This window comes from Mesorhizobium sp. 131-2-1, from assembly GCF_016756535.1.
Classification (GTDB): Bacteria; Pseudomonadota; Alphaproteobacteria; order Rhizobiales; family Rhizobiaceae; genus Mesorhizobium.
The window spans coordinates 4,087,312-4,108,438 of the sequence record NZ_AP023247.1 but is presented as its reverse complement, the minus strand read 5'-3'; the positions used below and the strand labels follow the sequence as shown (position 1 = coordinate 4,108,438).

The 21,127-nt window shown below is 61.7% G+C and carries 18 protein-coding genes and 1 tRNA gene; 12 read left to right on the top strand and 7 right to left on the bottom strand.

Features of this window, described 5'->3' with window-relative positions:
* Window positions 1-22: 22 nt before the first annotated feature.
* Entirely contained in the window at window positions 23-1,888 is a 1,866-nt protein-coding gene (locus JG743_RS19960; protein WP_244673205.1) for a putative bifunctional diguanylate cyclase/phosphodiesterase, read from the top strand.
* Between the two features lie 82 nt (window positions 1,889-1,970).
* Here the strand turns inward: JG743_RS19960 and JG743_RS19955 are convergent, their stop codons facing one another.
* A complete protein-coding gene (locus tag JG743_RS19955; RefSeq protein ID WP_202292481.1) occupies window positions 1,971-2,273 on the bottom strand; it encodes a hypothetical protein in 303 nt (100 codons plus the stop codon).
* 468 nt (window positions 2,274-2,741) lie between these two features.
* Between JG743_RS19955 and JG743_RS19950 the strand changes: the two genes are divergently transcribed.
* The 5 genes from JG743_RS19950 (at window position 2,742) to JG743_RS19930 (ending at window position 8,746) form a co-directional block, all read left to right on the top strand.
* On the top strand, window positions 2,742-3,464 hold the full coding sequence (locus JG743_RS19950) for a helix-turn-helix transcriptional regulator (RefSeq protein WP_202292480.1): 723 nt from the start codon (window positions 2,742-2,744) through the stop codon (window positions 3,462-3,464).
* An 82-nt stretch (window positions 3,465-3,546) separates the two neighbouring features.
* Entirely contained in the window at window positions 3,547-4,233 is a 687-nt protein-coding gene (locus JG743_RS19945; protein WP_202292479.1) for an acyl-homoserine-lactone synthase, read from the top strand.
* A gap of 63 nt (window positions 4,234-4,296) precedes the next feature.
* Window positions 4,297-5,289: a hypothetical protein gene (locus JG743_RS19940; protein ID WP_202292478.1), complete on the top strand. Its 993-nt coding sequence runs from the start codon at window positions 4,297-4,299 to the stop codon at window positions 5,287-5,289.
* Window positions 5,290-5,684: 395 nt separating this feature from the next.
* Window positions 5,685-7,481, top strand: coding sequence for a S1 family peptidase (locus JG743_RS19935; protein ID WP_202292477.1), 1,797 nt, complete (start codon window positions 5,685-5,687; stop codon window positions 7,479-7,481).
* Between the two features lie 428 nt (window positions 7,482-7,909).
* A complete protein-coding gene (locus tag JG743_RS19930) occupies window positions 7,910-8,746 on the top strand; it encodes an alkaline phosphatase family protein (RefSeq protein ID WP_202292476.1) in 837 nt (278 codons plus the stop codon).
* Between the two features lie 149 nt (window positions 8,747-8,895).
* Here JG743_RS19930 and JG743_RS19925 read toward each other — a convergent pair.
* Window positions 8,896-8,969 (bottom strand) — tRNA-Gln (locus tag JG743_RS19925).
* Window positions 8,970-9,115: 146 nt separating this feature from the next.
* Window positions 9,116-10,048 (bottom strand): lysylphosphatidylglycerol synthase domain-containing protein, encoded by a 933-nt coding sequence (locus JG743_RS19920; protein ID WP_202292475.1) that lies wholly within the window; start codon window positions 10,046-10,048, stop codon window positions 9,116-9,118.
* Window positions 10,049-10,296: 248 nt separating this feature from the next.
* Here JG743_RS19920 and JG743_RS19915 point away from each other — a divergent pair, with 248 nt between their 5' ends.
* A complete protein-coding gene (locus tag JG743_RS19915; RefSeq protein WP_202292474.1) occupies window positions 10,297-11,643 on the top strand; it encodes a Ppx/GppA phosphatase family protein in 1,347 nt (448 codons plus the stop codon).
* Window positions 11,644-11,698: 55 nt separating this feature from the next.
* Entirely contained in the window at window positions 11,699-12,391 is a 693-nt protein-coding gene (locus tag JG743_RS19910; protein ID WP_202292473.1) for an RlmE family RNA methyltransferase, read from the top strand.
* Between the two features lie 204 nt (window positions 12,392-12,595).
* Here JG743_RS19910 and JG743_RS19905 read toward each other — a convergent pair whose 3' ends face one another.
* Complete coding sequence (locus JG743_RS19905) at window positions 12,596-14,017, bottom strand: MFS transporter (RefSeq protein ID WP_202292472.1); 1,422 nt, start codon at window positions 14,015-14,017, stop codon at window positions 12,596-12,598.
* A 318-nt stretch (window positions 14,018-14,335) separates the two neighbouring features.
* Here JG743_RS19905 and guaB point away from each other — a divergent pair, with 318 nt between their 5' ends.
* The 3 genes from guaB to JG743_RS19890 are packed head-to-tail and all read left to right on the top strand — an operon-like array spanning window position 14,336 to window position 16,873.
* Window positions 14,336-15,838 (top strand): IMP dehydrogenase, encoded by a 1,503-nt coding sequence (gene guaB, locus JG743_RS19900; protein ID WP_202292471.1) that lies wholly within the window; start codon window positions 14,336-14,338, stop codon window positions 15,836-15,838.
* A 49-nt stretch (window positions 15,839-15,887) separates the two neighbouring features.
* Window positions 15,888-16,457: a hypothetical protein gene (locus JG743_RS19895; protein WP_244672831.1), complete on the top strand. Its 570-nt coding sequence runs from the start codon at window positions 15,888-15,890 to the stop codon at window positions 16,455-16,457.
* Window positions 16,454-16,873 (top strand): MAPEG family protein, encoded by a 420-nt coding sequence (locus JG743_RS19890; RefSeq protein WP_202292470.1) that lies wholly within the window; start codon window positions 16,454-16,456, stop codon window positions 16,871-16,873. Before JG743_RS19895 ends, JG743_RS19890 begins: the two co-directional genes overlap by 4 nt.
* Window positions 16,874-16,889: 16 nt before the next feature.
* Here JG743_RS19890 and rnd read toward each other — a convergent pair whose 3' ends face one another.
* From rnd to JG743_RS19875, 3 genes are all read right to left on the bottom strand, one after another.
* Window positions 16,890-18,041 (bottom strand): ribonuclease D, encoded by a 1,152-nt coding sequence (gene rnd / locus JG743_RS19885; RefSeq protein ID WP_202292469.1) that lies wholly within the window; start codon window positions 18,039-18,041, stop codon window positions 16,890-16,892.
* Window positions 18,042-18,114: 73 nt separating this feature from the next.
* On the bottom strand, window positions 18,115-19,359 hold the full coding sequence (locus JG743_RS19880) for an MFS transporter (protein WP_202292468.1): 1,245 nt from the start codon (window positions 19,357-19,359) through the stop codon (window positions 18,115-18,117).
* Between the two features lie 146 nt (window positions 19,360-19,505).
* Window positions 19,506-19,967: an Lrp/AsnC ligand binding domain-containing protein gene (locus JG743_RS19875; protein WP_202302753.1), complete on the bottom strand. Its 462-nt coding sequence runs from the start codon at window positions 19,965-19,967 to the stop codon at window positions 19,506-19,508.
* Window positions 19,968-20,097: 130 nt separating this feature from the next.
* Between JG743_RS19875 and JG743_RS19870 the strand changes: the two genes are divergently transcribed.
* Window positions 20,098-21,093 (top strand): ornithine cyclodeaminase family protein, encoded by a 996-nt coding sequence (locus tag JG743_RS19870; RefSeq protein WP_244672830.1) that lies wholly within the window; start codon window positions 20,098-20,100, stop codon window positions 21,091-21,093.
* Window positions 21,094-21,127: the final 34 nt, after the last annotated feature.

Below are 21,127 nucleotides of genomic sequence, written 5' to 3'. Positions count from 1 at the left end.
CTGCTCAGCCATCTTGATCGCGGTGCTCTTCACCAGCGTCAGCAAGATTGAGAGCGCGATGCCGCGTTTCGGCTTCTTCGCCATTCGCGAGTTTCACATTGCGATACGCGACGTGACCCATCTGCGGGATATGGTTTCGCTTGCCCAGTTGGCCCGCAGTTCGCCGGAAAGTCTTGAGCAATTGGCGGCCGCGAACGACCTGGTCTACATCCGTTTCGAGCGGATCGACGGCGGCGACACGATTAGCGAAATCCCCGCCTACGCCGGCATCGTGCCGCAGGTCAATGACGCTGTGAAGCGGATCGACGCCGTCCTTGCGGCGGGCCTGCCTCTGGATGAAAAGAGCCTGAAAGAACTGGGAATTGAGCTCGACCAGATCGTCGCTCGCATGAACGACGAATACTACAAATATGGCGAGGAAGTTAACGTCGATCTTTATGCCGCGGAGAAGAACCTGAACAGGTTCAACTACCAGATCGCCTTTGCCTTGACCGTATTGTCGGCGCTCGCGCTCGGAACCGCCGTGCTGCTCATCGGCCGTCGGGAAACCATCAGCAAGCTCGAATTTCTCGCCTGGCGCGATGCGACGACCGAGTTGAAGAACCGCGCCTGGATGTCCGCCAACAGGGACGGACTGCTGGAGCGGGCAAGGCTGGCCGGCAAGCCGCTCCGACTGTTCCTGATCGACCTGGATCACTTCAAGAGCGTCAACGACACGTTCGGCCATCACATTGGCGATCTGCTGCTGAAGGCCGTTGCCGAGACCTTGCAGTCGGTCGAACGGCCGGACGAAGTGGCCGCAGTCCGCCTGGGAGGAGACGAGTTCGCCATCATGGCGATCGGGCATTCGGACGATCTCGGACATCGCCTGCGCGAGCAACTGAACCGGTTTGCCGATCTGGACGGGCACCAGGTGCGGATCGGCGCCAGCATCGGCATGGCGTCCTTCCCGGATCATGGCTCGGATATCTCCACCCTGTTGCGCAACGCCGACAGCGCCCTCTATGCCGCGAAGGCGGAAGGGCGGTCCGGCTTTGTGACGTTCTCGCCTGCTATCCTCAGCCAGATCGACGTGCAGCTCGGCGAGGAAGCGGCGATCAAGCAAGCGCTGAACGCCGATGAGTATTTCCTGGTCTGGCAGCCACAGTTCGAATTGGCGACCGGGCGCATGATCGGCGCCGAAGCCCTGGTCCGCTGGCGCGACCGCGCTTCGGGAGCGGTTCGCCTGCCTGACTCATTCATTCCGACCGCGGAACGGAGTGATTTGATATTGGAAATCGACAAGATCGTGCTGAGCAAGGCCTGCGCGCAGGCAGTTCAGTGGATGTCGATTGCCGCCGCCGATTTCATCTGCGCGGTCAATGTCTCGGGCAAGACCCTGCAGGACGATGGATTTTTCGTGCACCTCGTGGAGGTGCTTCAGGAAACCGGGTTGCCGCCGTCGCGCCTGCAACTGGAAATAACCGAAGGGGTTTTCATCCAAAGCAGGAACGCTTTGAACACATTGTCGAAAATTCGCAATCTCGGGGTCAGTCTGGCGCTCGACGATTTTGGATCCGGATATTCGAGTTTCGGCTATCTTGCCGATCTCGACCTCAATCAGCTGAAGATCGATCGTTCGTTCTTGAACGATCTGGAGGCGTCCAGGAAAAAGCAGGACGTTGTCGGAGGAATTATAGCGTTGGCCAACTCCCTCGGTCTGACGGTCATGGCCGAGGGGGTGGAAACCGAAGGACAACTGGCCTTCCTCATCGCCGAACAATGCCACGGCGCCCAGGGGTTTTTCATGTCGGAACCGATCGATGAGAAATTGCTGACAAATCACCTGATTGCGCGGCGAGGCAGCCTCAAAGCCAAGGCCAGGTCCAAGCTGAACCTTTCGGCTTGATCGCAGCCTGGGGACCGGTTCCATGCTTCCGTGAAGCGTCGACCTTTCAAGGCCGGCGATATGAAAGCGATGGCGACCAAGCCTAATGTGGTCGCCCTGGCCAAACTGCCGAACTCTCAACCCGAGGCCGATTGGCGCTTCGCTCTGCGCCTGGGCTGCGGCCTGTTTCGATGATCCCGACCATTGCGCGGGTAAATTCGACCACGCTGTTTGCCGTGATGGCTGCCTTGTCGGGGCTTTGGCCAATCTGCTCGGCGGCCCCGCAACATGACAGGCGGATGTGATCGTAGTGCGGATCTCTCTCATCGTCTGGCAACGTCGCCAAATTCAGAGCCCGCCGGTGAATCATGCGCAGCAGCTGCGCCAGTGCGGTTTCGACACTCATGCGTTTTACTCCGCATCGGTCGAACGTCGCGGCACACATAAGATGCCGGATCGTCGATGGGGGAGGGTTGGTTCCCGTCGCCCGATACGGAAAGGCTGCATTATAGCCGTTAACATATCGTTGATTGCTAATGTAAGCGGCGGTAGTAGTCGGCTCAGCTGCGCATTCGTAGAAGCCTAGCCAAAGCTCTGAAACCGGAACCAGCTTAGGCTCCTGCTTCGTCGGTATCTCGCGTGATCGCCCAGACTAGCAGGGTGCAGGCGACAAATTGAGGTGCAGTCCGAGGCGCGTTCCCTCGCAAAAAGGCGTCAGTCGACCATGGCGGCAGTCGAAGGTTTCCCGGGATCGCAAAGACTTTGTCAAAAGTACCGCCCAGTCGGCACTTTGTGCCGATTGCGCCGGAATTTGAGTATTCGACTTCCCTAAAATAAGCTATAAATGCGTCGTGTGGGGATGGGGGTCTCTGCCATGATCGATTCAGATGTATTCGACTTTGTCGAACGCTGCAGGAAGCACACGGCAACCGGGCCGCTTTTAAGCGACCTTCTTGAGACTGTAAAAAACCTTGGATTTGAGCATCTTATCTTGAGCGGAGTCCCCTTGGGTGGGCAGAAGCTCGCACCTATGGTGGAATTGAACGGTTGGCCTAAAGGCTGGTTCGAGCGCTATGTCGAAGCCGAGCACGCCGCGGTGGACGGCGTCTGCATCTACTCCGCAAAAACCCTGAAGCCATTCCTCTGGGCGGAAGTTCCGGCGAAGTGGTCCGACACGGAAGGCTCCCGGCGCGTTGCAGGCGAGGCGACGGAGTTCGGCATCTGCAGCGGCTTTGCCGTGCCAATGTTAAGCGTCCATCACTGGCAATCCGTGCTTTCGTTTGCCTCTTCCGCGAAGTCCTGCAAGCTGTCGCCGCGCCAGCAGGTGCAACTGGTTACCATGGCCGTTTACGCCGGCATGACGATCCAGGCTCTTTCGCATGACGATGAAGGTGATGAAGGCCCGTTGACCGACCGGGAGAAAGAAGTGCTGCTCTGGGCGGCCGCTGGCAAGACCTCGTCGGAAACGTCACAAATTCTCGGCCTGACTGAACGCACCGTCAAATGGCACGCGACACGAGCCCGCGAGGCCTTCGGCGTTGCGACGACCACGCAAGCCGTCGTCGAGGCGGTGCGCAGGCGACTAATCCACCCATAACCGCGTCAACTGTCCGATCGGACAGGTGACGTACTTTAGGGCGGCTGCAACTATCCCCCGAGAACGATCGGGGGATCGCGCCATGATTACGGCTCATGTCGTCAACGCGCAGAACAGGCATCTCTACGAAAACGAATTCGACGAGTTCTTGCGCCGGCGGCACGACTTCTTCGTGCACCAAAAACATTGGCGCCCTCCGAGCCCGGACGGTCGCGAACGAGACCAGTTCGATACAGACGCGGCGACCTATCTGCTCGGTATCGAAGACGATCGCGTCGTGACCTCGGCTCGATTGATCCCAACGAGCGAGCCGCACATGGTCTCGGAGGTTTTTCCTCACATGTGCGAGAGATCGGGCGTCCCGAGACGCCCCGACTGGGCCGAATGGACCCGCACCTTCGTCGTTCCCGACAAACGCGCAACCGGCTTGCGCGGCACGCTGACGCAACTGTGCTGCGCGGTGATGGAGTACGCGCTCGATGAGGGCCTGAGCGCGGTCGGCGGCGTCCAGGAAACCTACTTCATGCCCCACCACGGCGCGCTGAAATGGCGTGCTGAGCCGCTCGGCATGGCGCGCGAAGAGAACGGCGAATGGTACATCGTCGCCTACATCGACGTGAACGAGGCGGCGCTGGCGAGTGTCAGGAAGATCTTGGGGATTGAGCATTCCTTGCTGGTGAGGCGGGGGATGCAGACGTCATTTATCGAGAAGAAACTCACAGCGGAGTCAGCGCAGTTCACGCGAAGTAAAGAGAAGTGTGAGCAGTAGTATCATTACAATCAAGAAGACGAACGTCCTGACCTTTGCGTAATTTCGCATTTGGGGGTGAAAATGAAGATTTCGCGCCGTGCAGCCCTAAGAGGGGTATTTACCATAGGGGCTGCTTCATTCTGCAACGCGAGCTTTTCTACGCAGTCTGAGGCTAGGTCGGCCGAGAGCGCTTCGCGCTACGCAGAAGAATTCAACCGTGTCGTGGCACAGGCTCAGCAATTCAATTTGGCGCCGGCTGCTATGGCAAGTACTGGGTCGAGGGATACTATATATATCGCCGATTTAGTACTCAATGCTTTGGAACTGGCATCGACCGATGATAACGCGGCGCTAGTTGCACGTCGCGCGGGTCTGCTTCTTAGCGATATCAGTCGGGACGAACACGACGGTATCCAATATGATCCATTGCTTCCAGCCCCCGCGGCCGCAGTAGTATATAGCAAATCTGTGCGCGATAATTATGTCCGACTATATACTGACCCGGATTTTCATATCGATATACGAAAAAGACCTCTTCTTTCGAGGGCGGCGCGCTTCATTGCATCGACGCGTGCAAAACCTCGATACCAGGCGGTTGAAAAAGTTACCGATGTACCCTGGTACGTAGTCGGTGCTCTTCATTATCGAGAAGCAAACTTAAATTTTATGGGCCATCTGCACAACGGAGACCCATTGTTGCTTCGAACGGTTCACGTCCCCAGCAATCGTCCGCCTAAGCCTTGGCCCACCCCTGGCGTCGATGATCCGCGCGAACTCTGGCAAGAAAGTGCCAAAGACGCTCTCAAACGGATTTCTGGCCTCGTTCCGGAGTGGAATTTTCCCCGCATGTGTTTCGGTCTCGAGGCGTACAACGGCTTTGGATACCGTCCCTATAACATCAACACCCCTTACCTATGGTCCTTCACCAATCGCTACAGTGGAGGTGGCTATCCACGCGACCATGTTTTTGATCGTTCGTATCGCTCAAAGCAGGCCGGCTTGGTCGCCCTCATCAATGCGATCTCTCAGATTGACCCAACAGTGCAGATTAAAATGAAAGACGAAAGCGTCTAGATTACCGACGGAGAACGAAATGACAAAGTACATTTCTACTATAATTTGCGTGTTTTTCCTAGCGGCCTGTACCCATACCTCACCAGCAACAGAAGCTTCGACCAACGTAAAGCCAACAGTTGCTGACGTCCAGCAAGCTGCATTGGGCGTGTGCGGTTGGCTCCCGGTTGCTGAGACTATTCTTGAACTCGTTCCCAGCGTGCCTGCGGCAGTACCGAAAGTAGCTCATGCTATATGCGACAAAGTAAGTAAGGCGCCATCTCCGGCCTCTCCCCATGGACGTATGGTTGTAATTGTTGATGGACGGAGAGTTGTCGGTAGTTTCGTCCGACAGTGAGGTGCGTCAATAGCTAAATCACAGGGAGGCGCGAATGACTAGACGGCGGAAATTCCTCATGTCGGCAACGTTGCTCGCGGCACTCGCAGTCGCGCAGCAAGTCCAGTGCCAGGAGGTGCCGCAAGAACGACCCGCTTCGATCCCAAAAACTGTAGATGAGATGCCCGGAACCTCAGTGCCGGAGCCGGGACTGGAAGACAACGGCACATCTTGGTTTGCGGACCAAGTCTTCCCCCCGGGGGTGGGCGTAGGCGCATCGGCTTCTACATTTAGGTCTCCGGACCAAGTCTTCCCTGGGATGGGAGTCGGCGCATCGGCGTCCGGCTTTTATCGAGTCGTTCCCGGCAACGCGGTCGAGGGAGGGGTCTTCCAGGTCATTCCCGGTTTCGGAGTGGGTGGAGGCTCGCCCGGTACCTTTCAGGTGATTCCCGGCACCGGGGTCGGCGGGGGGGGCTTCCAGGTCGTTCCCGGTTTCGGAGTGGGCGGAGGCTCGCCCGGTACCTTTCAGGTGATTCCCGGCACCGGGGTCGGCGGGGGGGTCTTCCAGGTCGTTCCCGGTTTCGGAGTGGGCGGAGGCTCGCCCGGTACATTTCAGGTGGTTCCCGGCACCGGAGTCGGCGGGGGGCTGCCAGGCAGCTTTCAGATGGTTCCTGGCAGTGGTTCCAGCCTCGGCTCTTCTGGATTGGCAAATGGCGCAGCCGCGACGATTGCGACCATTCGTCAGCAGCAAGCAATTCCAAGTCAGAGTATTCCTGGCATCGGAAGCGATGGCAACTTCGTAGACGCGAGCAGCGGGGGGCTTATTTTGCGGGGGGCAACATATATCCCGACGGTTGCCTCTGTTATTGCCGCGGCTGCACCGCAACCTGCAATACCAAAGGAATTGCAGTCTGGAGTTCCTGTACTAAACTACCAGGACTTGGATAGTGGACTTAGGGATTGCGATATAGCATTCAAAGATCTGCCTAAGAAGTCTCCGTTCTGCGCTGGTGGAAGGGAGAAAGACGGTGAACGATGCGAACGGTTTTCCTTCAATCAGTTTCCGGAGGTACTGAAGATTGTCGTAGAGAAGCCCAATGGTGCGCCTGCTGAACTGTGCAGTGGCACGCTTCTTTCAAATCAGTGGGTCTTAACAGCGGCCCATTGTTTCCTGGGCGAGTACGGGGTGAAGGACGCCACTGGCACTGACCGGAGAGATTTGTCCTGGAGGTTTGGAGATCAAAATGACCTATTCGTGGACGTTGTAGTTGAAGCAAGTAACGCGAAGCTTCTTTCCCCACAAGATAGGCTCAGACGAGCCAGCAGGGTAGTTATCAAGAGAGACTACGGCGGTCCTGCATCGAGTTTCCAGAATGATTTCGCACTACTAGAGCTTAACGCACCCTATCCTGGCCCAGCTGCTCAACCAGCGGTGCTGGCGACGCAAAAGCAATTCTCATCAGAAGTTACTTCCGCCGGTTATGGCTTTTCAAACATCAGAGGCGGTATTATCGGGCAGTTTCTGGTGACTTGGCCGCCGCCGGTGAAACAAGAGGCAGGCCAATTGAGTTTCGTGCCCGTGGCGGGTGAACTGAAGAGTGGATTCTGCCAAGGAGACTCTGGTGGGCCGATTTTCGCGGGCCGATATAGAGGATGCAAGAACGTGGACATTGCCGGGGAAGATCGCCCCAGACTAATTCAAGGTGTACAGTCCTATAACTTTCTCGGCGATCCTGGCAGCGGCACGACCGCGCAGCAGTCCGCGAACGCATGTATTAATGCTTCGCGGATGGTAATGCAGGATACCACCTTACCAAAGGTACGAAATTGGTTGTGTCAGACCACTGGAAATGCCGCCCGCGGCTGTGCGCCCTAGCACTCCTTTCGCTGGTTTTGGCAGGTGGGCTTTGCGCGTCACAAGAGAAGCCCCCTACGCTTGATGTCATTTGCAACGATGAGACATACCGTAGAAAACTGGAGGGGCGGGAGGTGGCTGAGTTACTCGAAACCCTGGCCCATGAGAGTGGGGGGCGAAGGATACTGGTGTTGCGCGTGGGGAAAGACCCTGCGCCGGCCAACTATGATCCCGGTGGCAGGATCATCGTCCAAGTTGATGGCGAGGGTCGAATATTGAGTGCACGTTGTGGATAGTTGGCACGGACCGGGGGACTAGCTGTCGCTTTCTCAGGGCCTGGAGCCGTCGTGGGCGCCTGTGTGGGGAACTGGGAAACTGCCCGATTGGCCCGCGCGGTGTTGTAGCAGAGGGCGTGACTATCTTGCCCCTTCCTTTGGAGGCTCTACGGGATGAATTTGCGGAGAATTGTTGTGCACCAACGACGATGCGCTTTACTGCAATTTTTCTCCGGCCTGCTTTTTCTGACCGTCTTCATCGCTTTTAGGGCGACCAGCATCGCATTCGCCAACGAACCTCCGAAATACGCGCACATCGTCGTTGTGATTATGGAGAATCATTCCTTTGAACAGATTCTTCAAACATCGGCCGCTCCATATTTGCAGAGGCTGGCAAGGAACGGTGCAGTGTTCGACAACTCGCATGCCGTAGGTCATCCCAGCCAGCCTAATTACCTAGCACTGTTCAGTGGCTCAACGCATGGCGTACGCGACGACGGTATCCACGACATTGAATGGCCTAACCTTGCTGTACGCCTGCGTGCTGCCGGCAAGGCTTTCGTCGGGTATGTTGAGGATGGATCCCCGCGGAAGCACAATCCGTGGGAGTCGTTCGCCGCCGCCAAGCGAGTAGAGAAACCATTGGCTGCATTTCCGCGCGATTATGCAACTCTGCCAGCCGTAAGCTTCGTCATCCCTAACCTTCGCAATGACATGCATGACGGTACAATTCGGCAGGCCGATGCTTGGCTGAAGGCCCATCTAGGCAATTATGCTAACTGGTCGCGAAAGCACAGCAGCCTACTGATCATCACCTTTGACGAAGACGACTACGGAATCGAGAATCAGATTTTCACGGTGCTCTATGGCGCCCGTATTAAGCCCGGCCGTTATGCCGAAAGAATCGATCATTACACCATTCTTCGGACCATCGAGGACATCGAAGGCATCGTGCCTCTGGGCGCCACTGTCGTGAGAAAAGCTATCGCTAGTGTGTGGAGCAGGGAATAAAATCTATCCTACTCTGAGGTTTGCGTCCTGGCACCGCAAATTGGAGCCTACCACCTTCAGACAACCGTTTGACTTGCTTGCAGAAACAGCGGTGGCCGCAAGTTCGGAAGACGCTCGACGAACCACGTCTGTCCACAGGGCATCCAGTTTGGCTGGGGAACCTGGATTCGAACCAGGACTAACGGAGTCAGAGTCCGTGGGTCTACCGTTAACCTATTCCCCAGCAGGCGCGGTCGATAACCGTGCGAAGCGGGCGGCTCAAGCGCCGCGAGCGCTGCCTTGTAGCCGCCGCCGGAAAATAGTCAACCCCGCGCTGCGTTTCAATCGCAGCTTTTGATCACTCTGGCTGGGAGCGGCTGGAAGCCTGGCTCAGCTCTCGCTGCGGCCAAGCTGCGAGTGCTCGAAAAACAGCACCACGCAGAGTGCGATGAGCAGCGGGATGATCAGGTAGAACAGGCGAAACACCAGCAGCGCGGCCAGAACGCCGACCGGGTCCATATCCGAGAGGCCGGCGAGGAAGACCACCTCGAAGACGCCGAGCCCGCCCGGCGCGTGCGAAAGCTGCGCCACCGAGAACGACACCAGGAAGACGCCGAGGATAACGAAATAGCCGGGGTTGCCCGCCACCGGCAGGGCAAAGAAGATGATTGCCGCCGCCGCCAGAAGCTCGACCGGGCCGATCAGCAATTGCCGCGCCACGATGGGCAGCGCCGGATAGTGCAGCTGGAAGCCGCCGATCCTGAGCGGCTTCAGATGCAGCCAGCTGCCAAAGATGTAGGCGCCGACCAAGATCAGCATGGCAATCCCGGCGGCGACCGCCGCTCCATGATGCGGCGCGCCTGAGAAACGGTCGATGACCTCGGGCTCCAGCACCAGCACGAGCCCGCCGAGGCAGATGCTGGACAGCACGAAGGTGATCCAGCAGATCGCCACGAGAACGCCGACATCCTGACCGGTCAGCCCCCTCGTGCCGTAGGCGCGGTAGCGGATCACGGCGCCCGAGATCACCGAGCCGCCTATGTTGTGCGACAGTGCGTAGGTGGTGAAGGAGCAGAAGGTGACGAACAGCCACGACACCTTCTTGCCGATATGGAGCAGCGCGATGTGATCGTAACCGGCAAGCGAGGCGTAGGCGATCACCGAGCTCAGCCCGGCCAATACCCAGCCGCGCGCGGGAATGGCGACAATGCCGGCCCAGACGTCGTCGAGCGAGATGCCGCGCAGTTCGTGGATGAGCAGCCACAGCGAGAACACCACCGCCGCGATGCCGACGACCGGCCAGAAATAACGCCTCCAGTTCATGGCGTCGCCATCATGCGTTGCGGCTCATTGGTTGATGCTGCCCAGCCCTTTCGGTCCCTCCTTTGAGACATGCCTGATTGAAGCCGGCTATTCAACTGCGAAGCCGTCGTAGCCGCGGGCGTCGGCAAAATTCGCCGCATGCGCTCTTGGTGATCCAGCGCGGCGCTGTTAGTCTGGCGGTAACTTGAAACATTGAAAGCGCCTGCTGCGTCCGTTCCCCGGTTCGCGCGGTGCCGGAAGGAACGACAGTGGAAGACCACGACACCGGCGCCCGCGCGCCGGAAGTGGGTGTGTCCAGGGCTTCGCCGCCCGATTCGGCGGGCCCATCCGCAGGGCGGCATCATGACCGCCATGCGGGGCCGGGCGGCAGGCATGCCCCTGGCGACGCCCAGCAGCAGAAAGGCAAGACCCGCAAACGCCGCAAACGCCGGCGTGGGCGCAAGGTTTTCGCCCGCGACGACAATCATGCCGCGACGACGGGGCAATCAGCGCCCGCCGCCAGCGCGCCGGCCATGCAGCCGCCGCCGGCGCCAGCCCCACCTCAGCCTGCCGCACAGGGCAGGCCGATGCACAGCGGGCCACGCCCGCCGCAGCAGGAACTGCCTGTCTTCGCCGCGCTCGATCTCGGCACCAACAATTGCCGGCTGCTGGTCGCGGTGCCGACGCGCCACGGCCAGTTCCGGGTCATCGACGCCTTCTCGCGCATCGTCAGGCTGGGCGAGGGGCTGACCGCCAGCGGCAGGCTCGGCCAGGCGGCGATGGACCGCGCCGTCGAGGCACTCAAGGTGTGCGGCGAGAAATTGCGCAACCGCAAGATCAGGAAGGCGAGGCTGATCGCCACCGAGGCCTGCCGCACTGCCGAAAACGGCGTCGAGTTCCTCGATCGTGTCGAGCGCGAGGCGGGGCTGAAGCTGGAGATCATCGACCGCCAGACCGAAGCCAGGCTGGCGGTGTCGGGCTGCGGCTCGCTGGTCGAGCGCGACACGCAAGGCGTGGTGCTGTTCGACATCGGCGGCGGTTCCTCCGAGATCGCGCTGATCGATCTTACCGGCCACCGTTCGCCGCGGCTCGCCAACCACATCGTCTCCTGGACCTCGCTTCCCGTGGGCGTCGTTTCGCTGGCCGAACGTTTCGGCGGCCGCACGGTGACGCGCCAGACCTTCGCCGCCATGGTCGAGGACGTGGCGGCGCGGCTGAAGTCCTTCGACGGGCGCCACCGGCTGGCGCATGTTCTCGCCAGTCCGAAATTCCACCTGCTCGGCACCTCGGGCACGGTGACGACGCTCGCCGGCGTCCATCTCGACCTTGAGCGCTATGACCGTCGTCGGGTCGACGGCCTGTGGATGGACCGCCAAAGCGTCGACCGCATGGTCGAGAAGCTGGTCGGTTGGGATTTCCAGCAGCGTGTCGCCAACCCTTGCATCGGCGCCGACCGCGCCGATCTCGTGCTCGCCGGCTGCGCCATCCTGGAAGCGATCCGCGGCGTGTGGCCGTCGGAGAGGCTGCGCGTCGCCGACCGCGGCCTGCGCGAGGGCATCTTGAGCGAGCTGATGGCCGATGACGGCGTCTGGCGAAACGACGGGCGCCGCGCATGATCCCAAAAAGTGGAAGCCGGTTTTTGGAAAAGATCGTGCGCCAAAGAGAACGCCCATGACCAAAAAACCGGAAAAGCCGGGTGGCGGCATTCGGGTGCTGAAGACCCGGATCAAGAAGAAGAGCGGCCTGAAGGAATCCTCGCGCCGCTGGCTCGAACGCCACATGAACGATCCCTATGTGCAGCGCTCGAAAGCGGACGGATACAGATCCCGCGCGGCCTACAAGCTGATCGAGATCGACGACAAGCACCATCTCCTGAAGCCCGGCATGAAGGTGATCGACCTCGGCGCCGCCCCCGGCGGCTGGTGCCAGGTAGCGGCCGCGCGGACGAAGTCGACGGCGGAGAACCCGCATGTCGTCGGCATCGACTATCTCGAAATGGACGCGGTGCCGGGCGCCCCGGTGCTGCTGATGGATTTCCTCGACCCCGAGGCGCCGCAGAAACTGTCGGATGCGCTCGGCGGCCGGCCGGACGTCGTGCTGTCGGACATGGCGGCGCCGACCACGGGCCACCGCCGCACCGATCACCTGCGCACCATGCATCTGTGCGAAGTGGCGGCCGATTTCGCCCTGCAGGTCTTGAAGCCCGGTGGGCACTTCCTCGCCAAGACGTTTCAGGGCGGTGCGGAAAACGAGCTGCTGTCTCTGCTGAAGCAGAACTTCCGCTCGGTCCACCACGTCAAGCCGCCCGCATCGCGCGACGAGTCGGTGGAACTTTACCTGCTGGCGAAGGATTTTAAGGGGTAGCGCCTTTCCTTCTCCCCCTGTGGGAGAAGGTGGCCTCGCGAAGCGAGGTCGGATGAGGGGTGTTGGAAGGATCGCTACACAGCAGGTTAAGCGCCCACAATTGCTTGATCTTTCCGCGTCTCATTTCTTCCAGCACCCCTAATCCTGTCTCGGCGCTGCGCGCCGATCCACCTTCTCCCACAGGGGGAGAAGGGAAGAGTACTTTCACTCCCCCGGCGACCTCACCGGCTCCAGCGTCTTCGGCGTTGCCAGCCTGCCATGTCCCGACACGGCGCTGCCGGCATCGGGTGCCAGCCGCATGAACGTCAGCGATGCCGCCGCCGACACCGCCGCGACGATGAAGAAGGCGGTGTGGAAGTCGCTGAGCGTAAGCGGCCCGCCATGAATCGACGTCGAGACTTCCAGGATGCCGCCGGCCAGCGCCACGCCGAGCGCGATCGACAGCTGCTGGAACACGGCCGTGATCGGCGTTGCCTTGCTGGTATCTTCGGCCGACACCTCGGCATAGGAGAGCGCGTTGACGCCGGTGAAGAACATCGAGCGGATGAAGCCGCCAACCAGCAAGATGGCAAGCATCAGCACATAGGGCGTCTCGGGGGTGAAGAGGCCGTAGATGGCGATCGAGCCCGCCGCGATCAGCGAGCCCGAAATAAGCACCCGGCGGAACCCGGCGATCCTGAAGATCAGCGCGGTGACGAACTTCATGCCGATGGCGCCGATCGCCGAAACGAAGGTGATCATGCCCGACTGGAACGGTGTCAGCCCGAAGCCGATCTGGAACATCAGCGGCAAAAGGAACGGCACCGCGCCGATGCCGATGCGAAACAGCGAGCCGCCGAGCACCGACGAGCGGAACACCTGGTTGCGGAACAGCTCCAGCGCCAGCAGCGGATTTTCGGCGCGCCTGGCATGCAGGAGATAGAGCACGCCCGACACCAGCCCGACCGCCACGGTGATGAAGCCGGCGATCGGCGGCAGGGCCGGCAGGCTGACCACGGAAAGGCCGAAAACGACGCCGGAAGCCGCCAGCCCGCTCAGCACGAAGCCAGGGAAATCCAGCGGCGGCGTCTCGGCGGGCTCGGTCTTTGGCAGGAAGCGGGTGGCGAGCCAGATGCCGACGAGCCCGATCGGCACATTGATCAGGAAGATCCAGTGCCAGGTGAAATAGGTGGTGATGAAGCCGCCGATCGGCGGACCGACAAGCGGTCCGACCAGGGCCGGCACGGTCAGCCAGGACATCGCGGCGACCAGCTCGCTCTTCGGTGTCGCGCGTACCAGCACCAGGCGGCCGACCGGCGTCATCATCGCGCCGCCGATGCCTTGCAGGAAGCGCGAGACGACGAAAGCCGGCAGTGAATTGGACATCGCACATGCCACCGAGCCGACGATGAACACGCCGATCGCGGCGCGAAACACGGTCTTGGCCCCAAAACGGTCGGCCATCCAGCCGCTGATCGGAATGAAGATCGCCAGCGACACTAGATAGGCGGTCAGCGCCAGCTTGAGCGCGATCGGACTGGTGTGGATGTCGACGGCGATCGCCGGCAGCGACGTCGCGATCACGGTCGAATCCATGTTCTCCATGAAAAGTGCGACCGCCAGGATGAGCGGAATGATGCGGTTCAAGGGAACGCCCTGATTTGTCTTCGCGATTCTGTGCCCGGCTTGGGGGCGAGCCGGCATGACCGGCGGTTACCACGCCTTGCCCGGGAAGTCGCATTAAATTGCTGTCACGTTTGTGCGACTGGCCACCGCTGGTGGCGTCCCCTTTCGGACAACCCAAGACTTTGTGGTTGCGCCGCAATGAGCGGCTTTTCATCGGCCGCGGGACGTGTTACCAGCCAGCGCCAATCCTGAAAGGGAAGAAACGAGTCGGCGCTGTCCATAACGGTCCAGCGCTTTTTTGTATTCCCCCAGCGCTTTTTCGAATTCTAAGGACTGGCCATGGCAAAAATCATCGAAACGTCCACCGGCGCGCTGGCGCTGACCTTTGACGACGTGCTGCTGCAGCCCGGTCATTCCGAGGTCATGCCCGGCGAGACCGATATCCGCACCCGCATCGCCGGCGACATCGACCTCAACGTGCCGATCCTGTCGGCGGCCATGGACACCGTCACCGAGGCCCGGCTTGCCATCGCCATGGCCCAGGCCGGCGGCATCGGCGTCATCCACCGCAATTTCTCACCGGCCGAGCAGGCCGAACAGGTCCGCCAGGTCAAGAAATTCGAATCCGGCATGGTGGTCAACCCCGTCACCATCGGCCCGGACGCCACGCTCGCCGACGCACTGGCGCTGATGCGCACGTACAGCATTTCGGGCATTCCGGTGGTCGAGAACGGCGGCACCGGCGGCCACACGGTCGGACGGCTGGTCGGCATCCTGACCAACCGCGACGTGCGTTTCGCCTCCGATCCCTCGCAGAAGGTCTACGAGTTGATGACCCGCGAGAACCTGATCACGGTCAAGGAGAATGTCGACCAGGACGAGGCCAAGCGCCTGCTCCACCAGCACCGCATCGAGAAGCTGGTGGTGGTCGACAGGAAAGGCAATTGCGTCGGCCTGATCACCGTCAAGGACATCGAGAAGTCGCAGCTCAACCCGCACGCCACCAAGGACGCGCAGGGGCGGCTGCGCGCCGCCGCCGCCACCAGCGTCGGCGATGACGGCTTCGAGCGCGCCGAACGCCTGATCGATGCCGGCGTCGACCTGCTGGTCATCGACACCGCGCACGGCCACTCGCAGCGTGTGCTGGACGCCGTGACCAGGGCCAAGAAACTCTCCAATTCGGTGCGCATCCTGGCCGGCAACGTCGCCACCGCCGAAGGCACGCAGGCGCTGATCGATGCCGGCGCCGATGCCGTCAAGGTCGGCATCGGTCCGGGCTCGATCTGCACCACCCGCATCGTCGCCGGCGTCGGCGTGCCGCAGCTGTCGGCGATCATGTCGGCGGTCGAGACTGCGCACAAAGCGGGCGTCACGGTGATTGCCGATGGCGGCATCAAATATTCGGGCGATCTCGCCAAGGCGCTCGCCGCCGGCGCCAGCGCCGCCATGATTGGCTCGCTGCTCGCCGGCACCGACGAGAGCCCGGGCGAGGTCTATCTGCACCAGGGCCGCTCGTTCAAGGCCTATCGCGGCATGGGCTCGGTCGGCGCCATGGCGCGCGGCTCGGCCGATCGCTACTTCCAGGCCGAGGTCCGCGACACACTGAAACTGGTCCCGGAGGGCATTGAGGGGCAGGTTCCCTACAAAGGACCTGTGTCTGGCGTGCTGCACCAGCTTGCAGGCGGCCTGAAAGCCGCTATGGGTTATGTCGGTGGCCGCGATCTTGCCGATTTCCGGGAGCGCGCCACCTTTGTGCGCATATCCAACGCCGGACTTCGTGAAAGCCACGCCCATGACGTCACGATCACCCGCGAAAGCCCGAACTATCCGGGCGGAATTTGATCAGGTCGCCGAGCCTGATCAGCGGGATCGTTTCACGCTTTGGCGTAATGTGACGGCGACTGCGCTTCGGCTGTCGCGTCACGCGGCGGCCCTCTCGGTCGTCACGCTAGCGGTCTTTGCCGCCATGACGGTGCTGGAATTCCTCTATTTCCGACGGTTGAGCGGCGGGCTGCCGTCGCTCGACATGCGCTTTGCCGGCTTCACGCCGGATGAGGGCATGGCCTGGCTCACCGCGCTCGGCCGGCGCGGCGGCGAGATCATCCTCGTCTGGCACTATTTGACCTTCGACCTATTGTTCCCGGTGCTCCTGTCGCTGACGCTTGTCAGCCTCCTTCTCGCCACCGGACGCCGGCTGGCCAAATTCCGGGCGATGGCCGCGCCCGCCCAGTCGCTGTTGGCATTCGTGCTGGTGCTGCCCTACACGCTCGCCGACTATGCGCAGAATTTTGCCGTGGCCCGGCTGCTGTCCGATTTCCAGTCGGCCAATCCCGATTCGCTCGCCTTTGCGTCGGCCCTGACCGTCACCAAATTCGCGCTGCTGGCGATCCCCTTGATCGTCATCGCGGCCTTCTACCTGGCGGATCAGCGACAGACCGGGCAGGGCGGGGAGCCGTCGTGAGTCAGGCAGCGATCTTCTGGCCGATGCTGGCGCATGTGCTGCTGGTCTATATCGTCTATCTCGTGATGGCGCGGCGGCGCTATTTCGCCATCAAGTCAGGCGAGGCCAAGGCCGGCCAGTACAAGGTCCGCTCCACCGAGCCGGCTTCCAGCGTCACCGTCGCCAACAATCTGATCAACCAGTTCGAATTGCCGGTGCTGTTTTACGCGCTGTGTCTGACGCTGTTCGTGACCAACGGCGTCAACTACCTGACTCTGGCGCTGGCATGGATCTTCATCCTGTCGCGCTACGTCCACGCCTGGGTGCATCTGACCAGCAACAAGCTGCGTCATCGCAGCCGCGTCTTCTTCTCCGGCGCGGTGGTGCTGCTGCTGGCCTGGGTTTTGTTCGCGCTGCACCTCGCCGGCGTGGCCTGAACGCCGTCCGGAGCGGCTACAGGTCGAACACCGCGATCTTGCGCTTGTCGAACTTGATGCCGATCTCGCCGCGCACCAGCTTCAGCGCCTGCTCGCCGAACACCGCGCGCCGCCAGCCTTGCAGGGCCGGCACGTCGGCGTCCTCGCCCTCGGCGGCGATGCGGTCGATGTCGTCGCTGGAGGCGAGCACCTTCGAGGCGACGCCTTGCTTTTCGGCGATGATGCGCAAAAGCACCTTGAGCAGCTCCGCGGCCGCACTCGAGCCTTCGGGCGGCTGGAACGTCTTCGGCAGCTTCGGCATCGCTTCCTTGGGCAAGGCGAGGGCGGTGTTGACGGCGCCGAGCAGGGCCGTTGCCGTCGCCGAGCGTTCCCAGCCCTTCGGCGTCGTGCGCAGCCGGCCGAGCGCGGTGGCATCGCGCGGCGCCTGCTGCGCGACCTCGTAGATGGCGTCATCCTTCAGCACACGGCCGCGCGGCACGTCGCGCTCGCGCGCCTCACGCTCGCGCCAGGCGGCCACCGCCTGCACGATCGCCAGCTCCTGCGGCTTGCGCAGCCGCATCTTCAGCCGCTTCCAGGCATCCTCGGGGTGCGGATCGTAGGTCTGGCGCGAGGTCAGAACCTCCATCTCCTCATTGAGCCAATGAGCGCGGTTCTCGCGCTCGAGCTCGGCGCTGAGCTTCTTGTAGACGTCGATCAGATGCGTGACGTCGGCAAGCGCGTAGTCGAGCTGCTTGTCGGAGAGCGGCCGGTGGCGCCAGTCGGTGAAACGCGAGGATTTGTCGAGCCGGGCGCCGGTGATGCGCTGCACCAGCTGGTCGTAGGAGACGCTGTCGCCGAAGCCGCAGACCATCGCCGCCACCTGGGTGTCGAACACCGGATGCGGGACGAGATCGCCGAGATGGACGATGATTTCGATGTCCTGGCGCGCCGCGTGGAAGACCTTGACCACGGCTTCATTGGCCATCAGCCGGAAGAACGGTTTCAGGTCGATGTCGGGCGCAAGCGGATCGATCAGCGCGGTGATGCCCGGCGCCGCCATCTGGATCAGGCAAAGAATCGGCCAGAAGGTCGTCTCGCGGATGAATTCGGTGTCGACGGTGACGAATTCCGACTTTTCGAACGCGGCGATGGCGCTCTCGAGCTCAGCTTGGGTGGTGATGACGTGCATCAAATCGCTTTTGGCAACATATTAGGTCTCTTTCAATTTCAGCCGCGGACGCTTTCGTCAAGCCGCCGCAAGGTCATGGCTCGCTCGATCCGTCTGAATCGCCGCTGCGCCGTGCCAGCCGGGCGAACACCGTCGATGTGCGCAAAAGCGCGGTGAAAGGGCTGCGCCTGCCGGCAGGCACGCCGGAGCGCACCTGCATGCGGTAGAGGATGACGAGGATCAGCACCGCGTAGACGACGGCGCTGAAAACGAACAGGGCGCCCGGTCCGAAATACTGCATCGCCGTCGAGGCCGCGAACGGGCCGCCGATGGCGCCAAACGAGTAGAACAGCATCAAGGCCGCGTTGATCAGCACGAATTCGCCCTTGCCGGCGCGGTCGTTGGCGTGCGCCGCCGACAGCGAATAGAGCGGCATGGCGAAACTGCCGAAGATGAAGACGATGACGAAGTTGAGGAACGGGTCGGCGCCCGCCACGAACACCAACGCAAGGGCCGCGATCATGGCGCAGCAGGTCGTCGCCAACAGCACCGTGCGCCGGTCCCGGCGGTCGGAGAGATAGCCGAGCGGATACTGGATGAGGGCGCCGCCGAAGATGCCGACGCTGACGAAGGTGACGACATCGGCGACCGACATGCCGATCTGTTCGGCATAGACGGGCGAGAGCGTGCGGAAGGCGCTGTTGGTGACGCCGACGGCGATGCAGCCGATCGAGCCGAGCGGCGAGATGCGCCAGACCCGCGCCAGGTCGAGCTTCACGTCTTCCGGCGGCGTCGGGTTGGAGCGGTCGCCAAGCGACACCGGCACAAGCGACAGCGTGATCATCATCGACATGATGGCGAAGATGGCGAAGCCGCCGGCGCCGAAGATCGGGATCAGGAACTGCGCGCCGGTGACCGAGCCGATGTCGACCATGCGATAGATGGCAAGTACCCGGGCGCGGTCCTTGTTGGTGACGCCGGAGTTCAGCCAGGCTTCCATCACCGTGAACAGGCCGGCAAAGCAGAAGCCGCCGGCAAAGCGCACCGCGCACCACATCACAGGGTCGATGACCAGCACCAGCAGCAGCGTGCCGGCCGAAGCGGTGGCGGCGAGCGCCGAGAATGTCCTGACATGGCCGACCGCCTTCAGGATGCGCGTGACGGCCAGGCAGCCGAGCAGAAAGCCGGCGAAATAGAAGGTGCCCATCAGGCCGATGACGGGGGCGGAAAAGCCTTCCTGCGCGCCGCGCAGCGCGATCAGCGTGCCCTGCAGCCCGTTACCGCCAAGCAGGATGCCGGCGGCGATGAGAAGCGGGATCAGCGGGCGGATGGAAGACATCGGGGGAAGGCAATCACATGTTGGTGACCCTTCTTGGACCATCGCCACCGCCAATACCAGCGGCAATTCCAGTGCGACGCGCCGCGGGATGAATAGCGTCATGGCTTAGGGCTAGAGGGCAAGGCGGACGTTGCCTCGATGCCCATCTAGATCGGCAGCAAGGCGTCGGGCTTCACATTGGCGATCGAAGCGTAAGTGTGCGTTTCCCTGACCCCCGGCAGCGGCAGGATGACCCGCTGCAGGAAATCCTGGAACGTTGCCATGTCGGCGATGCGCGCCTTGACCAGGTAGTCGAAGCCGCCAACCACCATGTGGCACTCGATGATCTCGGGCGCGCGCAAGACCGCCTCGGCGAAGCGATCGAAGACATGCGGCGCCGTATGGTCGAGCCGAACCTCGATGAAGACGAGTTGTGCCTTCCCGATCCTGGCCGGGTCGAGGACGGCCCGCACCGCCCGGATGAAGCCTTCGCTGAACAGCCGCTTGATACGCTGCGAGGCGCCAGTCGGCGATAGCCCGACCCGGCGGGCGAGGTCGAGCGTGGTGCGGCGGCCATCCTCCTGCAACAAACGCAACAAAGAGCGGTCGATACGGTCGAGATCGTCCATTTCAGTGTTCACACTTTTTGGCCAGGAATAGCGTGATAGTCACGCTGAAATAGTCAAAACAGCATATTTCATCACGCTGTCAGCTGGCAATATCGTTCGTGGGAAACTCAACCAGACCAAGGCAAGACCCATGACATCAGCCATGCCAAATTATCGCAACGCCCACGCCAAGGGTGACACGCCGGTGCTTATATTGAACGAGGCCGAGGTGAAATCCTGCATCGACCTCGGCCGGCTTCTCGATGCCCTGGCGGACGGCTTCCGGGCGCTGTCTGGCGGCAAGGTCGTCAATCCGGCGCGGCCGCAGCTCGACATCCCACAGGCGGGCTATTCGCTGGCGATGCCGGCCTGGATGGTTGGCAAGCATCTGACGGTGAAGATCGTCAACGTGTTCGAGGGCAACATCGCCAAAGGCATGCCCAGCCATCTCGCCACCATCCATCTGTTCGACCCGCAGACCGGGTTGCCGATCTGCGTCATGGACGGCACCTACATTACTGCCGTGCGCACCTCCGGCTCTGCCGTGCTCTCGGTGCGCGAACTGGCCCGGCGCGACGTCAAGGTCGCGACAGTGGTGGGCGCCGGCGTCCAGGCCGGCCAGCACCTGCGCCTGTTGCCACTGGTCCGCGACTTCGCCGAGATCCGCGTTGTCTCGAAGGAGTTCGCGGATGCGCAGGCGCTTGCCGCGCGACATCCGGGTGTTGTTGCGGTCAGCGATGTCGAGGCCGCGGTGCGCTCGTCGGATGTCGTCTGCCTGGCAACGCATTCCTATGAGCCGGTGATTTCAGCCGCGTGGGTGCAGCCCGGCACGCATGTCTCGTCGGTCGGTGTTGCGCCACCCGGCGGCGAATTGCCGGTCGAGCTTGTCGGCAAGGCCAGCCTCTTCGTCGAGACAAGCGATGCATTCGCCCCGACGCCGGTCGGTTCTTGTGAACTGGCCGGCATCGATCCGCAAACCGGTACCGAACTTGGCGAGATGCTGCTCGGGGTGCGGCCGGGACGGGTCAGCGCCGACCAGATCACCGTCTACAAGGCAATGGGCGTTGCCATGGAGGACATGGTGGCGGCCGACCTCGCTTACCGCGAGGCGATTCGCCGGGGAATCGGGAGCGTCGCATCGCTGTAGGGTTGGCGGCCACGCCGCGCCACAGGTGTGAAAG